The following is a 15,011-nucleotide window of genomic DNA, read 5'->3' as shown; positions in this document are numbered from 1 at the left end:
GTTATTTATTATTTATAGAAACTATTTTTTATAAAAATCAAATATATCTTTTTTAATATTTTAATAGAAATAACAAATTTTAATATAATTCTTTAACTTTATTCTAATATTTCTTTTGCAAAGCTTCCTTCAACTTCTTTATTTAATAAAATTTCTTCAATTGTAGCAGCTATATCTGCAAAAGTTTCTCTTTCTCCTATATTTACAGATTTTACTCCTTTTCCATATACTAATATAGGAATATATTCTCTAGTATGGTCTGTTCCTTTGTATGTAGGGTCACATCCATGATCAGCTGTAATTATCAATACCTCTTTTTCTTTCATATTTTCTATTATTTCTGGTAAATAATTATCAAATTCTATTAATGCGTTTGCATATCCTTCTGGATTTCTTCTATGACCATAAACCATATCAAAATCAACTAAATTTGTAAAAATCAATCCTTTTGTATCTTCTTTTAACGCTTTTATTGTTTTTAATATTCCATCTTTATTATCTTTATTTGTTCCTCTTGAATCAGTTACACCTTTTCCTGAGAAAATATCACTTGTTTTTCCAATCGCTATTACATCTAATCCTGCAGCTTTTACTTTATCAAGTATTGTTTCCTTTGGTGGTGCTATTGAATAATCATGTCTATTTGATGTACGAGTAAATTTACCTTTCCCTTCTCCTACATATGGTCTAGCTATTACTCTAGCCACTGGTGACATTTCATTACAAATTTCAAGAGCTATTTTACAAGCATTATATAATTCTTGTAAAGGAATTATTTCTTCGTGTGCTGCTATTTGAAAAACTGGATCAGCAGAAGTATAAACTATAAATGCTCCTGTTTTCATTTGTTCTTCTCCATATTCATCAAGTATAACAGTACCAGAAGATGGTTTATTCGCTAAAACTTTTCTTCCTGTTCTTTTTTCAAATTCTTCTATTACTTCTTTTGGAAATCCATTTGGATATGTAGGAAATGGTTTTTCTAAAATAACTCCTCCTATTTCCCAATGTCCAGTAGTTGTATCTTTTCCTTTTGAAGCTTCTTTAGCTTTTCCATAAGCTCCATTTGTTTCTACTAAAGGATCTACTCCTTTTATATTTGTTAAATTTCCAAGTCCCATTTTTTGCATATTTGGTAAACTTATTCCATCAACTGCTTCCGCTATATGTCCAAATGTATTTGAACCTTCGTCACCAAAATCTTTTGCATCTGGTAACTCTCCTACTCCAGCACTATCTAAAACTATAACTGTTACTCTTTCTATATCTTTCATATTATACCTCCTAATTCCTATATCTTATATTAATAGTAAAATATTAAATTTTTTATAAAATCTACTTAAAAAGCGCATTATTTTCTTTCTTTATACTATTTTTTTAATTACAAAAATAGTAAAAGGGGCGCTATAAACGCCCATATATTAATACTCTCCTTCTTTTGCTTTTCCTGTAGTCATTAATAATACTCCTGAACTAGTCCCTAGTCTAGTTACTCCCATATCAATATATTTTTTAGCAGTTTCAAAATCTCTTACTCCTCCAGAAGCTTTTATTTGTGCTTTATCCCCTACTACTTCTTTCATAAGTGCTACATCTTCAAAAGTTGCCCCACCTGTTCCAAATCCTGTAGATGTTTTTACAAAATCAGCTTTAGCATTTACAGATAATTCGCAAGCCTTTCTTTTTTCATCATCTGTTAAATAACAAGTTTCTAATATTACTTTTAATACATTATCTCCAATAGCTTCTTTGATTTCTCTAATTTCTTGCTCTACTTCATCATATTTTCCTGATTTAAGCAATCCAATATTTAAAACCATATCTATCTCATTTGCTCCATCTTCAATACATTTTTTTGCTTCAAATACTTTAGCCTCTTTACTCATAGCCCCTAAAGGAAATCCAATTACAGCAGCTACTTTTACATCGCTTCCTTCTAATTCTTTTTTAGCTAAATTAACATAGCTACCATTTACACAAACTGAAAAGAATTTATATTCTTTAGCTTCTGCACAAAGTTTTTTTATATCATTTACTGTTGTAGTTGCTTTCAATACTGTATGATCAATGTATTTATTTAATTCCATTATTATTCCTCCATCATTTATTTTAATTTATTTAAAAGCTGTTTTTTTTCATCTTCAGTTATAAATGCTGATTTAATTGCATTTTTATTAAATTTGTTTATATCTTCTAAATCTATATTAATATAGCTAGATAAAAAGTCTACCTCTTTTTGATAGTTAGTATTTGATACAGTCCTATTATCTGTATTTAAACAAGCATTTATATTATTTTCAACATAAAATTTTAGTGGATAATTACGAAAATCTTTTATAGCATGGGTATGCAAATTACTGATTGGACAACACTCTAACGCGATATCTTCTTTTTTTAAACAGTCTATTAATCTTTCATCTTCATATGATCTTATTCCGTGCCCTAATCGTTTCGCACCCAAGCTAATAGCTTCCCAAACACTTTCAGGACCTCTAGCTTCACCTGCATGTATCGTAAAAGGTATCCCTTTATTTCTAGCTACATTAAAAACTTTTTTAAATATAGTAGCTGGATAATTAAATTCATCTCCAGCAAGGTCAAGTCCTGATACCCCTTTTCCTATATATTTTTCTGTTAAATTTAATATTTCAAAAGCTTTTTCTAAAGAAAGATGTCTCATTATACAAAGTAGTAAAGTAATTTTTATATCATATTTTTTAGTAGCTTTTTCTATTCCTTTCAAAACAGCTTCTACCACTTCTTCTAAATTTAATCCTTTTTCTAAATGAAAATGTGGTGCAAATCTTATCTCAGCATAAATATAATTATCTTTTGCTAAATCTTCTACAAGTTCATAACTTACTCTTGAAAGATTTTCTTTTGTTTGCATAACTTTACCCGGTATTTCAAATTTTTTTAGATATTCTACTAAATCTTTATTATGCTCATCTACACTTAAATATTTTTTTAATTTATTTAAATCATATGTAGGTAATTCAATATCATCTTTTTTTGCTAATTCTAATACTGTACTCGGTCTAAGTGACCCATCTAAGTGAAGATGAAGCTCTACTTTTTTTATATTTTGTATATTCATGAGACTCCTCCTAATCTCTATATTAAAGCCATTAAATATTTACACTTTTTATATCTAAAATTACATCTTTTTTCTCTATTTCTTTTTCTGATATTTCATATGCTTCTTTTAAAAGTTTAATAGAAGAATTTAAATTTTTATCATCATTATAATAAATAGTAGCCAATAATTCTCCTTCTTTTATTTCATCACCAATTTTTTTATTAAGCACAAGCCCTACAGCATGATCTATAATATCTTCTTTTGTAGCTCTTCCTGCACCTAAAACCATAGCAGATTTTCCTATCATTTCAGCTTCTATTTTACTTACATGTCCTGTTTTATCTGATTTAACTTCAAGTTTATTTTTAGCTGTTGGTAATAATGAATAGTCATTTACAATACCTGGATTTCCTCCAGCTTCTTTAATAAATCCTTTTAACATTTCAAGAGGTTTTCCACTTTTGATCATGTCCCATACTTTTTCTCTACCCTCTTCTAATGTTTTTACATCTCCTTTTACTTGTAATCCAACTGCTGCTAAAGTTTCAACTAAATAAGTAAATTCTTCTGGCCCATTTCCTTTTAAAGTTTCTATTGCTTCAATAACTTCTAAAGTATTTCCAACTGCTCTTCCTAATGGTTGATCCATATCAGTAAGTACTGCTACTACTTTTCTATCAAAACTATCTCCTATATCAAGCATTGTATTAGCAAGGTCTGTAGCATCTTTAAGTGTTTTCATAAATGCTCCACTACCTACTTTTACATCTAATATTATTCCATCAGCATATACTGCTAATTTTTTACTCATTATACTACTAGCAATAAGAGGAATACTTGGAACAGTAGCTGTTACATCTCTTAAAGAGTATAATTTTTTATCAAGTGGAACTATTTTATCTGAATATCCCATAAGACCTATTCCAGTTTTATTTACCATATTTACAAGTTCATCTCTTGTTTCAGGAAAAGTAAACCCTTTTATTGATTCAAATTTATCAATTGTTCCTCCGGTATGTCCAAGACCTCTTCCAGAAAGTTTTGCAGTTCCTATATCAAAACTTGCAAATATTGGTGCTAATGCAATAGTAGTTTTATCTCCTACTCCACCAGTACTATGTTTATCTATTAAAAATTTATTTACACCTTCAAATTTTATTAAGTCTCCCGAATGCATCATTTTTTCTGTAAAAGTTTTTAATTCCTTTTTTTTCATACCATTAAAATATACAGCCATTAAAAATGATGACATTTGATAATCAGGTACATTTCCTTCTAAATATTCGTCTAATAAAAAACTAATCTCTTCACTAGTCAATTCAAAATTATCTCTTTTTTTTTGAATAATATCTACTGCTCTCATATTGCCATTCCTCCTAAACTATAATTTTATACCCTTAAACATTCTATATTAATATATTCTATTTTTTATTAACGAATCCTTCCCAATCTTTTAAAAATCTTTCTATTCCTGCATCAGTTAAATGATGTTGTGTCATTTTTTCTATTACTCCATATGGTATTGTTGCAATGTGTGCTCCTGCTTTTGCACACTCTTTTACATGTAGTCCATTTCTTACACTTGCTGCTATTATCTCTGTTTTTATACTATGTACTTTAAATATTTCTGATATCTCTTTTATTAAAGCTACTCCATCTACTCCTATATCATCAAGTCTTCCAGCAAATGGACTTACATAAGTTGCTCCTGCTCTTGCTGCTAATAATGCTTGATTTGCACTAAAAATTAATGTTACATTTGTTTTTATTCCTTTTTTAGTAAGTATATTACAAGCTTTTAGTCCATCTATTGTCATAGGTAATTTTATTACTATATTTTTATGAATTTTTACTAATTCTAATGCTTCTTCTACCATTTTATCTGCTTCTAATGATACTACTTCTGCACTAATAGGCCCATCAACAATAGTAGTAATTTCTGTAACTACTTCTTTAAAATCTCTACCTTCTCTAGCAATCAATGAAGGATTAGTTGTTACTCCACATATTACACCCATATCATTTGCTTTTTTTATATCTTCTACATTTGCTGTATCTATAAATATTTTCATATATTTATTCCTCCTATTTTTCTTTTTTTATTAATTCCAATATATCTAAATATCCAAAATTATAGATAAATTAATTATAATATGCTTATCACATTAAACATGTAATCGATTACAACATTTCTCTTCGAAATCCGGGATTTTCTCCCGGACTCTACTATATTTAATATTACCCTTAAATTTCCAATATTTCAAGTATAATTTTATTAATTTTTAAATAATATTATTAAGCTTCGTTTTTATCATATGGTTTCCCTGACGCACTAGGTGCTACCGCTTTACCAACTACCCCTGCAAGCGCAAGAAGTGTTAAAACATATGGTAACATTTGAATAAATTGCGGTGGAATAGCTTTTACATATTGTTGTGCTAAAGTTTGTAATCCATCAGCAAATCCAAATAATAAACTTGCTAAAAGTATTCCTTTTGGATTCCATTTACCAAATACTACCGCTGCTAAAGCAATAAATCCTCTTCCTGCTGACATATTTTTAGTAAATTGTGCTAAAGCTCCTATTGATAAATAAGCTCCTCCAAGTCCTGCAAACATTCCTGATAATATTACTCCAATATATCTTATTTTATCTACATTTATTCCTACTGTATCTGCCGCTAATGGATGTTCTCCAACTGCTCTCATTCTAAGCCCTATTACAGTTCTATATACTACAAATATTGCAACAAATGCTAATATATAAATAATATAAACTATTATTGACATCCCAAATAATTGTGGTGTTTTTGGTACAGATGGAGTATTTCCTGATTGATTAAACAATACTCTAAGCATAAATACTGTAAATCCTGATGCAAATAAATTTATCGCAACACCTGATACTGTTTGATTTCCTTTATATTTTATACTAAGTACTGCATGTACTGCTGCCATTAATCCTCCAGCTACCATACCAGATATAATTCCTATATAAGGATTTCCAGTATAATATGATCCAATTGCAGCACTAAATGCACCCATTAACATCATACCTTCAAGTCCTATATTTACAACACCTGTTATCTCTGAAAATGCTCCTCCAATAGCTGTTATTAAAATTGGAGCCGCTTGTCTTATTGTGGCTAAAATTAAACTAATAAATATACCCATTATGCTTTAGCCTCCTTTTTCTTAAATTTTTTAAGTAAATCAGAAAGCATATTTTCTGAAGCAATTAGTAATATAATTACTGCTTGAATTATTATAATGATTTGACTTGGAATAGAAGTGTTAAATTGCATTGCTCTTCCTCCAACTCTTAGTGTTGCAAATAAGAACGCTGATATTAATACTCCTATAGGAGTATTTTTACCTAAAAGTGCAACTGCTATACCATCAAATCCATATTCTGCCATTAATCCTTGTCTATATGTATATTGTCCAACTCCTCCAAGAACTCTTTCAGCTCCTGCAAGACCAGCTAATAATCCACTAATCCCTAAAGTTAATAATAATATCTTTTTAGCATTTATACCAGCATTTTCTGCTGCTGTAAAATTAAATCCTACTGCTTTTATTTCATAACCAAATACAGTTTTATTAAAGATAAACCATACAACAACTACTGCTACTAGAGCTATAATAAATCCTACATTTAAATATACTCTACTATCAGGTAACAATAATGGTAATCTTGATATTTCCATTACTGGAGGTGTTTGAGGTGTTGGTCCAAGAGGTCCACCTTCTTTTAAAGGATAATTCAAACAATATTGTTCAAAATTACTAGCTATATAGTTTAACATAATCGTACTAATTACTTCATGGACTCCAAGCTTTGCTTTTAAATATCCTGCTATTGCTGCCCATAAAAATCCTGCTATTGCTGCGATTAATACTACTACATATACGTTATTTATAAAATGATTATTAACAAATGCTCCTACTGCTGCTGCTGCAAGTCCACCCATAACTACCTGTCCTTGAGCTCCTATATTAAACATTCCAGCTTGATAAGCAAACATTATTGCAAGTCCACTAAATATCATAGGTGTCGCTTCAAGCATCGTTCTTGCTATACCTCTATCGCTTCCAAATGCTCCACCAAATAAATATCCATATGCAGTTAATGGATTTTCACCAAGATAAATTATAACTCCTCCACCAATTACAAGTGCGATTAATACCGATAAAAAAGGTATTGCTAGCTCTTTTAATTTATTTTTCATCAAGCTTACCTCCTGCCATTAATATTCCTAATTTTTCTTCTGTAGCATCTTTTCTATCTAATATTCCCATTACTTTTCCGTGGAACATTACTACTATTCTATCACTTAAGTTTAATATTTCAGAAAGTTCTGAAGATACTACCATAATAGCTTTACCTTCTTTTTTTTCTGAAAGTATTATTTTATGAATAGATTCAATAGCTCCTATATCCACTCCTCTTGTTGGTTGAGCAGCTATTAAAAATTTATGATTTTTTTCAAGTTCTCTAGCAACTATTACTTTTTGTTGATTCCCACCTGACATTCTACCAAATATTATTTTTGGTTCTCTAGGTCTTATATCATATTTTTCAAGATATTCTTTTGCTTTTTTTGTTATTTTATTAAAATCTCTAAAAGCTCTCAAAATTCCTTTTGCATATATATCTTGATGTTGTCCTAATGCTAAATTATCTTCTAATGTATACTGACTTATCGCTGCTCTTTTCAATCTATCTTCTGGTATATGAGACACTCCTTTTAATGTAGCTTCTCTAGGAGTTATATTAGCAAGAGGTTCTCCTTCTAATGTAATTGTTCCAGCTTCTATTTTTCTAAGCCCTGTAAGTACATCTATGAGTTCAGATTGTCCATTCCCTTCAACACCAGCTATTCCTACAACTTCTCCAGCTTTTATTGTGAACGAAACATCATCAAGAGCTAATACTCCACCTTTATTTCCTTTAACTTTTATATTATTAACTACTAATAAATCGTCTCCTAATTCTACTTCAGGTTTTTCTACATCAAATAAAACTGCTCTTCCAACCATCATATTAGCAATTTTTTCTTTTGTAGCGTCTTTTACTGATAAATTTCCTACATCTCTACCTTTTCTAATAACTGTAATATTATCCCCAATATCTAAAACTTCTTGTAATTTATGAGTAATAAATATTATTGTTTTTCCTTCAGCTATTAAATTGTCCATAATTTTATAAAGTTCTTTTACTTCTTGAGGAATAAGAACTGCTGTAGGTTCATCAAATATTAATAATTCTGCACCTTTAAATAATATTTTTAAAATTTCAACTCTTTGTTGCATCCCTACAGATAAATCACTTATTTTAGCATCTGGATCTATAGCTAATCCATATTTTTCAGATACTTTTTTTACTTCTTCTCTAGCAGTATTAATATCTAATTCTAATCCTTTTTTAGGTTCTACTCCTAGTATCATATTTTCTGCTACTGTAAGAGTTGGCACAAGCATAAAATGTTGGTATACCATTCCTATACCTAGTCTTGCCGCTTCTCCAGGACCATTTATTATTTCTTTCTTACCATGAAAATATATATCACCTGATGTTGGTTGATATAATCCGTTTAATATTTTCATAAGAGTAGATTTCCCTGCACCATTTTCTCCAACGATTGCATGTTTTTCACCTTTTCTTACTCTTAGAGAAACATCATCATTTGCTACAACTTTCCCTTCTAAGAAAGTTTTTCGAATATTTTTCATCTCTAATATATAGTTGCTCACGGATACCCTCCTAATATCAATTTATTTTTTAAAACGTTTTTTTATTTTACTTAAAAAACTTATACTAAGTCAAGATTATTTTTTATTTTGTTAGTTTTACTTTTAATTATTTTAATTCTGATACTATATCTACTACCCATTTACAAAATCTTTCACCTGTTTTTACTGCAATATCAACCACTGCTTCATGAGAATGAGCAGTTTGTGCAATTCCTGTCGCCATATTTGTAATACATGATATTCCTAATACTTTTATACCTAAATAATTAGCTACTATTGTTTCAGGAACTGTAGACATTCCTACTGCATCTGCTCCCATTATTGACATCATTTTTATTTCTGCAGCTGTTTCATATGACGGTCCTGTTGTCCCTAAGTATGTTCCTTCTTCATATTTTTCATTATTTTTTTCAGCTACTTTTTTAGCTAAACTTATAAGTTCTTTTGAATAAGCTTCTGACATATCTGGGAATCTTACTCCAAATCTTTCATCATTTTTACCAATCAATGGATTTGTTCCAAACATATTTATAAAATCCGTAATTAGCATTAATGTCCCCGGTTTAAAATTTTTATTTATTCCTCCAGCTGCATTACTTACAATCATATTTTCTATTCCAAACTGTTTCATTACATAAATAGGATATGTAACTTGTTTCATTTCATAACCTTCATAATAATGGAATCTACCTTTCATTGCAAGAACTTCTACTCCATTAATTTTTCCAAATACTAATTTACCTGCATGTCCTGCAACTGTTGATACAGGAAAATTTGGTATTTCTTCATAAGGTATTTCTATTTTTTCTTCAATATAATCAACCAAATCTCCAAGTCCTGAACCTAAAATAATTGCTACTTTTGGTCTCATTTCTACTCTTTCATTTAAAAATTCTACTGTTTCCATTACTTTATTATACATATTATTCCTCCTAAAAAAAAATTAAGCTATTTCTTTGATGTAGTACTCATCATTTGATTTTTTAAATCCTATTTTTTCTAAGTATTTTTTATGTGTTTCATTATTTGTTTTAGTCTTTAATTTAGTATAACCTCTATTTTTAATAAAATCTATATTTTGATTAAAAAAATAACTCCCTAATTTAAAATCTCTATATTCAGGTGTTACATAATCTATATTAATAAAAAATGTTTTATTATTTTCTTGTGATTCACCTACTAAAATACCAGCTGTGTGATTATTTCTAAGCATAAAATAATATTCTTTTTCTCCTTCTAAATCTTTTACATCAAAATATTTTTCTATCTCATTATAATTTGTACTGATAAAATATTTTAAATATTCTGATTCTTTCTCTGCTCTTATTATTTTAAAATCTTCTTTTTGTGTATATAATTGCACTAAATAATAAATATTTATAAGTACAATTCCAGCATTCATTCCTCCAGTAGGTATTGACCCTATTGCAAATCCATATGCTGAAAAAAGTAATGCTCCAAACAAATTAAACCATCTAAGTCTAAGAATAGAGCTCATTGTAAGTGATACAAGAACTATAAATGATGCCAAATATCCTAACCAATCTAAAAAACTTATATCCATTTCTACCTCCAATTATTTATTTTAATATTTTTTCTGAGCCTCGAAGTATTAATTCTGGTACTACATGTATTCTATTAATAGGTATACTTTTATTATTTATTCTATTAAATAGCATATTAAATGCTTCTTTTCCCATCTCTTTAGGATTTTGACTTACTACTGTAAGCTCCACGCCCAACCAGTTTAAGATTTCAATATCATCAAATGCAACCAGAGACACATCTTTATTAATTTTTATTTTTCTTTCATTAAAATACCTTACACAGGCAATAGTTATATTATTATTTCCTGCTATTATCCCTTTTGGTATATCTTTATTTGAAAAATGTTTTTTTATTATTTTATAACTATTTTCAATACTATTAAAATCTGCATATATAATATTTTCATTTTTTATATCTATATTATAATCTTTAAAAGCGTTTTTATATCCTATCACTCTATTATTTGCTACAATAGAGTTTTTAGCCCCTGTAAGTATAGCTATATTACTATGTTTATTATCTATAAGAGCTTCTGTAAGCAAGTATCCTGCCATTATATCATCTGTAAATACTCCATCATATGGTAAATTATCTATGTATTTATTTATTAATATAAGAGGCATATCCAATGTTTCAAGCGTTTTTTTCAATAGTTTTTTATCTTTATTACTCTTTTTTAATGCACTAATTAAAAGTGCTCCTTTTAATCTTTGTTCTTTTATCATTTTGAGCGCATTTATTTCTTTTTCCATATCAGAATCTGTATTATAAAAGATTACATGTAAATTATTTTCGCTAGCGCTTTCCATTATTCCTTTTATAACTTCAGTATAAAAAACATTAGTAACATCTGGAACTACTACCCCTATTACATCACTTTCCTGTTTAGATAAATTTCTAGCAAGTGCATTTGGTATATAATTAAGCTCTTCTATTACTTTTAGTATTTTTTCCTCTGTTTCTTTCTTTACGTTCCCTTTTTTATTAATAACTCTAGAAACTGTAGCTACAGAAACATTACATAATTCTGCCACCTTTTTTATATTCATTTCTACACCCCTTTGATGTAAACGGTTACATTAATCAATAGTTATATTACTATATTTTTTATAAAAAGTCAATAGTTTTTTAACTTTTTTAACGAAAAAAATACATTTTCTATGTTTTAAGAACGAAAATCTGAAATTCCATTACATTTTATCCTATTTTATTCATCCAAAATTAGTTTTTTTTATGATACTGTTTTCATTTCAAAAGATAATATATAATTTATATGAAACTCAATATTTATCTATACCTCATTTAAAGTAAATAAAATTACTTTTTTCTATATTTTGTTTCCTAAATCAAGAAATACTTATTTTATATTTTATCATAAATTTAGATTTCATATTTAAAATAAATTGTTACTCCACTTAAGATTATTTCTTTCGTTTTTCCTATTTTAAAATTCTTATTCATATCCCCCATCATATTTGCATTTATATTATTTTTTTTGTCTTTATTGTTTTTATTTTTATATTTAATACAATTGGAATTATTTTATTTATACCTATAATAAAATTATTTTTTATCTTTCTCTCATATCCTATATTTAATATATTATAATACATATATTTTGGTATATCATAATATATATTTTCTGTTTTGTATTTTTCTGATATTTTAATAAAAAAAAGATTAAGAAGAGTTTTATAATATTCTGTCATTAAATAAATATTACTGTTATTTTGTATAATACCAAATTTATTATTTAATATAAATTTATTTCTATAATTTTTTTAATATAGTCATTTTCTAATTCATAATTTTCTATATCTATATTAGCTTTCCCATAAAAATATCTATCCAGACTACTTGTAACAAAAAATGCATTATTTTTAGTTATATCAAAATATGAAGTTGAATAAATCTTTCTATAATTAATCTTTAAATTATTTGTTCCTAATGATATTAAATACCATTTCCCATTAAATTTTCCTAATTCAGATACGTTATTTAATTTAAAATTTGTTTTAAAACTATTAATATCATATATAAATTTATATTTACCTTTTTCTATACTATATTTATAACCTTTATAATCAAAATCATTAAAAATAAAGTTACCATAATTTGATATAAATTTATAATTTTGATTAATATTTTTACTATATTTAATACTTATTTTATATTTTTTAAAAGGAATTGTTATTCTATTTGATATTATATAATTTTTACTTTTTTCCATTTCTAATTTCTCATTATCTAAATAAAAATACGGTATTTTAAAATTTATACTTTTATATTCAAAACTATAATATTTAAAATCTAATCCTAGATTTAATAAATCACTAAAATAATCTATTTCTGGAATTTTATTTTTTTTTCAACATAGTTTACATTAAAAAAATTGTAATCTATAAAATAATTTTGAGAATATATTTTATACTCAGTATTATTATATAGATTACTATATTTATAAAATATTTCATTTGAAAAAATATTATTAAATAATAATAAAAATAATAAAATATTCTTTTTCATATTTCTCCTTAGACTTTTTAAAAAAAGCTCTGTATTTACAGAGCTTTTTATTTTTAATTAATAACTTTTTCCTCGCTAGTTTTATTTCCATTTTCATCATACATGTATTTCATTAATATTTCTTTTCCATTAGACTCATATACTAAAACAACTTCTTCTATGAGATGTCCGTTTAATTTATTTTGATATAATCTATATTCCCCAGTTTCATTTCCATTTTTATCACTTATTATTACTTTTACTGTATTATTTTCATCATCATATTCATATATATATTTTGCTACTAATTCATCTTTTTCTTCATCATATACTTCTGCTTTTGTAAATTTATAATTACTATCATACTCTCTTATAACTATAAAATGTTTCCAATACATTTCTCCATTATCTAATATTACTGGTCTTTCTTCATATGTTTCAACTTCTAATATATCATCTTTTAATAAAGTTGGTATACCATCAGGGAAAATTCCACCTAATGTAGAATTTAAAAAATTCACTTCCATTTCATAATCTGCTTTGTCTAAATTTGTTATTCCTTGTGTCAAATCTATCATCATTTTTTTCAAATCAAAAGTGTATAATTTTGATAAATTAATTCTAAATGATTCTCCATCTTCTGTCTTAATTATTGCTCCTTCATCACTTAATGCTTCTTTTATTATTTCTAATCCATCTAATAAATCATCTTTCTCTACTTGAGAATCAAAAGAAATAATATTTGCCTTATCTGACAAATTATCAACATTATATACAGATATTCCATCTATACCTTCTATAATTTCTGTTATTGCTTCTTTTATATAAGTAAGAGCTTTTTGTTGATAATCATTATTTACATCAAATGTAGATAGATCTTTAAAATAACTATTTAAAAATTCACTTAATGTATTTGAATTTGAATATAACGAATCAAAATTTTCTATTAAGTTTTCAAATATAGTATAATCAGCTTCATCAGAAATATCAAAAGAAGCCAACCAATATACTTGAGACACAAATACTTTAAATAATCCACTCATTATTTCAAACACTTCTGGCGTAATAATTACATTATATCCATCTGTTAAATTTTACTATCTAATACAACTGTTTCACCTACTAAATAAGAATTTTCTATTAAATCTACTATATTATCTAATTTGTTCAATACATTTTTTGATTGTAGATTATAAAAAGTAGAAGGTTTATAAAAATCTAATGCATATTTAAATGTTTTATAATCCGTATCATTTTTAAGCTGATTTACCAATGTAGTATTATTCAATCCATCTAATATTTCGTCTCTAATAGTGGTTTCAAGCTCTTCTGTACTTAATATAGCTTTAAATAAATAATTTATAGCATTACTATTACTTTTATTTTCTATATTTCTTATACTATCATATACTTCGGATAATGATTTTGGGTTTAATACATTAAAATCATCTGCAGTTATATTCCATGTTAAAATATTTGATGTATCTAATATTCCATCATTATAATCATCTTTCAATTTATCATTTACTGTTTCAATATCTTTTCCTACTTCTTTTGCATCAAATGTGACTATAGTTTTTGTTTTAGTTGTTATTTTTACTTTGGTTTCTCCATTTATTGTAATTTTTTCTTCTTTTACTATTTTTATAGTTTTAAATTCTAATTCTGGTACATCCTCTGATTCTGATTCACTAGAAAATTCTAATACTATCTTTTGTTTTACTGTATCTGTTGATTTTACAATAATTATTATCTTATCTTCCTGTACTTCTCCTAAATTATTATCTTCTATTATAGTTTTTGTTACTTTTTTTAGTTTTGTTTTAATAATTGTATTATTTAATTTAACTTCTGATTTAGTTTTTGTTTGTATCACAACTTTATTTCCATCTTTTGTTTCTATATTCTCGCTTTTTGCAACTATTTTATTTTGTATTTCATCTACTTCAATATCACCTAAATCAAGACTTTTATTTATTTCCCCAACAGTTTTATCACTAGTATCAAATCCAAGTTCATTTAATTTTATTCCATACTCATTTAAGAAATAAAACATATATTCTCCTGTAAAAACAGATACAGAAAACGAACCATCATTTTTTATTTCACCTTTTATAGGTTC

The 15,011-nt window shown here is 26.6% G+C and carries 16 protein-coding genes; all 16 read right to left on the bottom strand.

Going from position 1 to position 15,011, the window contains the following annotated elements; translation table 11 throughout:
* Positions 1 to 98 precede the first annotated feature (98 nt).
* The 16 genes from EV215_RS01350 to EV215_RS01285 all read right to left on the bottom strand — a co-directional run bounded on the left by EV215_RS01350 (position 99) and on the right by EV215_RS01285 (position 14,945).
* Positions 99 to 1,274 carry a phosphopentomutase gene (locus EV215_RS01350; protein WP_134112133.1) on the bottom strand — a complete coding sequence of 392 codons (1,176 nt, stop codon included), beginning with the start codon at positions 1,272 to 1,274 and terminating at the stop codon, positions 99 to 101.
* 147 nt (positions 1,275 to 1,421) lie between these two features.
* Positions 1,422 to 2,087 carry a deoxyribose-phosphate aldolase gene (gene deoC, locus EV215_RS01345; protein ID WP_134112131.1) on the bottom strand — a complete coding sequence of 222 codons (666 nt, stop codon included), beginning with the start codon at positions 2,085 to 2,087 and terminating at the stop codon, positions 1,422 to 1,424.
* 17 nt (positions 2,088 to 2,104) lie between these two features.
* Complete coding sequence (gene add / locus EV215_RS01340) at positions 2,105 to 3,097, bottom strand: adenosine deaminase (RefSeq protein ID WP_134112130.1); 993 nt, start codon at positions 3,095 to 3,097, stop codon at positions 2,105 to 2,107.
* A gap of 31 nt (positions 3,098 to 3,128) precedes the next feature.
* Positions 3,129 to 4,442: a thymidine phosphorylase gene (locus tag EV215_RS01335; protein ID WP_134112128.1), complete on the bottom strand. Its 1,314-nt coding sequence runs from the start codon at positions 4,440 to 4,442 to the stop codon at positions 3,129 to 3,131.
* A 58-nt stretch (positions 4,443 to 4,500) separates the two neighbouring features.
* Positions 4,501 to 5,151 carry a fructose-6-phosphate aldolase gene (fsa, locus tag EV215_RS01330; RefSeq protein ID WP_134112126.1) on the bottom strand — a complete coding sequence of 217 codons (651 nt, stop codon included), beginning with the start codon at positions 5,149 to 5,151 and terminating at the stop codon, positions 4,501 to 4,503.
* 223 nt (positions 5,152 to 5,374) lie between these two features.
* Positions 5,375 to 6,253, bottom strand: a complete 879-nt coding sequence (locus EV215_RS01325; protein ID WP_134112124.1) for an ABC transporter permease — start codon at positions 6,251 to 6,253, stop codon at positions 5,375 to 5,377.
* A complete protein-coding gene (locus EV215_RS01320) occupies positions 6,253 to 7,311 on the bottom strand; it encodes an ABC transporter permease (protein WP_208320306.1) in 1,059 nt (352 codons plus the stop codon). The genes EV215_RS01325 and EV215_RS01320 overlap by 1 nt, the downstream gene beginning before the upstream one ends.
* Entirely contained in the window at positions 7,301 to 8,836 is a 1,536-nt protein-coding gene (locus EV215_RS01315; protein ID WP_134112120.1) for an ABC transporter ATP-binding protein, read from the bottom strand. Before EV215_RS01315 ends, EV215_RS01320 begins: the two co-directional genes overlap by 11 nt.
* 106 nt (positions 8,837 to 8,942) lie before the next feature.
* Positions 8,943 to 9,758, bottom strand: coding sequence for a purine-nucleoside phosphorylase (locus tag EV215_RS01310; RefSeq protein ID WP_134112118.1), 816 nt, complete (start codon positions 9,756 to 9,758; stop codon positions 8,943 to 8,945).
* A 21-nt stretch (positions 9,759 to 9,779) separates the two neighbouring features.
* Positions 9,780 to 10,400 carry a GNAT family N-acetyltransferase gene (locus EV215_RS01305; RefSeq protein WP_134112117.1) on the bottom strand — a complete coding sequence of 207 codons (621 nt, stop codon included), beginning with the start codon at positions 10,398 to 10,400 and terminating at the stop codon, positions 9,780 to 9,782.
* A gap of 16 nt (positions 10,401 to 10,416) precedes the next feature.
* Positions 10,417 to 11,433: a LacI family DNA-binding transcriptional regulator gene (locus tag EV215_RS01300; protein ID WP_134112115.1), complete on the bottom strand. Its 1,017-nt coding sequence runs from the start codon at positions 11,431 to 11,433 to the stop codon at positions 10,417 to 10,419.
* Between the two features lie 432 nt (positions 11,434 to 11,865).
* Positions 11,866 to 12,093 carry a hypothetical protein gene (locus tag EV215_RS10465; protein ID WP_166667302.1) on the bottom strand — a complete coding sequence of 76 codons (228 nt, stop codon included), beginning with the start codon at positions 12,091 to 12,093 and terminating at the stop codon, positions 11,866 to 11,868.
* 44 nt (positions 12,094 to 12,137) lie between these two features.
* On the bottom strand, positions 12,138 to 12,614 hold the full coding sequence (locus EV215_RS01295; RefSeq protein ID WP_134112113.1) for a hypothetical protein: 477 nt from the start codon (positions 12,612 to 12,614) through the stop codon (positions 12,138 to 12,140).
* 113 nt (positions 12,615 to 12,727) lie between these two features.
* Complete coding sequence (locus EV215_RS10460) at positions 12,728 to 12,910, bottom strand: hypothetical protein (RefSeq protein ID WP_166667301.1); 183 nt, start codon at positions 12,908 to 12,910, stop codon at positions 12,728 to 12,730.
* A 53-nt stretch (positions 12,911 to 12,963) separates the two neighbouring features.
* A complete protein-coding gene (locus EV215_RS01290) occupies positions 12,964 to 13,932 on the bottom strand; it encodes a hypothetical protein (protein WP_134112111.1) in 969 nt (322 codons plus the stop codon).
* Positions 13,933 to 13,976: 44 nt separating this feature from the next.
* Positions 13,977 to 14,945 (bottom strand): hypothetical protein, encoded by a 969-nt coding sequence (locus EV215_RS01285; RefSeq protein ID WP_134112109.1) that lies wholly within the window; start codon positions 14,943 to 14,945, stop codon positions 13,977 to 13,979.
* Between the last annotated feature and the right edge of the window lie 66 nt (positions 14,946 to 15,011).

The sequence above is a fragment of the Hypnocyclicus thermotrophus genome (genome assembly GCF_004365575.1).
GTDB classification, from domain to species: Bacteria; Fusobacteriota; Fusobacteriia; order Fusobacteriales; family Fusobacteriaceae; genus Hypnocyclicus; species Hypnocyclicus thermotrophus.
The sequence above is the reverse complement of the archived record's forward strand: the minus strand, read 5'-3'. Positions and strand labels throughout refer to the sequence as shown.

Excerpts from the sequence above, each read along its gene's own strand:
- EV215_RS01350 (WP_134112133.1), bottom strand. The coding sequence starts at position 1,274 with ATGAAAGATATAGAAAGAGTAACAGTTATAGTTTTAGATAGTGCTGGA.
- deoC (WP_134112131.1), bottom strand. The coding sequence starts at position 2,087 with ATGGAATTAAATAAATACATTGATCATACAGTATTGAAAGCAACTACA.
- add (WP_134112130.1), bottom strand. The coding sequence starts at position 3,097 with ATGAATATACAAAATATAAAAAAAGTAGAGCTTCATCTTCACTTAGAT.
- EV215_RS01335 (WP_134112128.1), bottom strand. The coding sequence starts at position 4,442 with ATGAGAGCAGTAGATATTATTCAAAAAAAAAGAGATAATTTTGAATTG.
- fsa (WP_134112126.1), bottom strand. The coding sequence starts at position 5,151 with ATGAAAATATTTATAGATACAGCAAATGTAGAAGATATAAAAAAAGCA.
- EV215_RS01325 (WP_134112124.1), bottom strand. The coding sequence starts at position 6,253 with ATGGGTATATTTATTAGTTTAATTTTAGCCACAATAAGACAAGCGGCT.
- EV215_RS01320 (WP_208320306.1), bottom strand. The coding sequence starts at position 7,311 with ATGAAAAATAAATTAAAAGAGCTAGCAATACCTTTTTTATCGGTATTA.
- EV215_RS01310 (WP_134112118.1), bottom strand. The coding sequence starts at position 9,758 with ATGTATAATAAAGTAATGGAAACAGTAGAATTTTTAAATGAAAGAGTA.
- EV215_RS01305 (WP_134112117.1), bottom strand. The coding sequence starts at position 10,400 with ATGGATATAAGTTTTTTAGATTGGTTAGGATATTTGGCATCATTTATA.
- EV215_RS01300 (WP_134112115.1), bottom strand. The coding sequence starts at position 11,433 with ATGAATATAAAAAAGGTGGCAGAATTATGTAATGTTTCTGTAGCTACA.
- EV215_RS10465 (WP_166667302.1), bottom strand. The coding sequence starts at position 12,093 with ATGACAGAATATTATAAAACTCTTCTTAATCTTTTTTTTATTAAAATA.
- EV215_RS01295 (WP_134112113.1), bottom strand. The coding sequence starts at position 12,614 with ATGGAAAAAAGTAAAAATTATATAATATCAAATAGAATAACAATTCCT.
- EV215_RS10460 (WP_166667301.1), bottom strand. The coding sequence starts at position 12,910 with ATGAAAAAGAATATTTTATTATTTTTATTATTATTTAATAATATTTTT.
- EV215_RS01290 (WP_134112111.1), bottom strand. The coding sequence starts at position 13,932 with ATGAGTGGATTATTTAAAGTATTTGTGTCTCAAGTATATTGGTTGGCT.
- EV215_RS01285 (WP_134112109.1), bottom strand. The coding sequence starts at position 14,945 with ATGTTTTATTTCTTAAATGAGTATGGAATAAAATTAAATGAACTTGGA.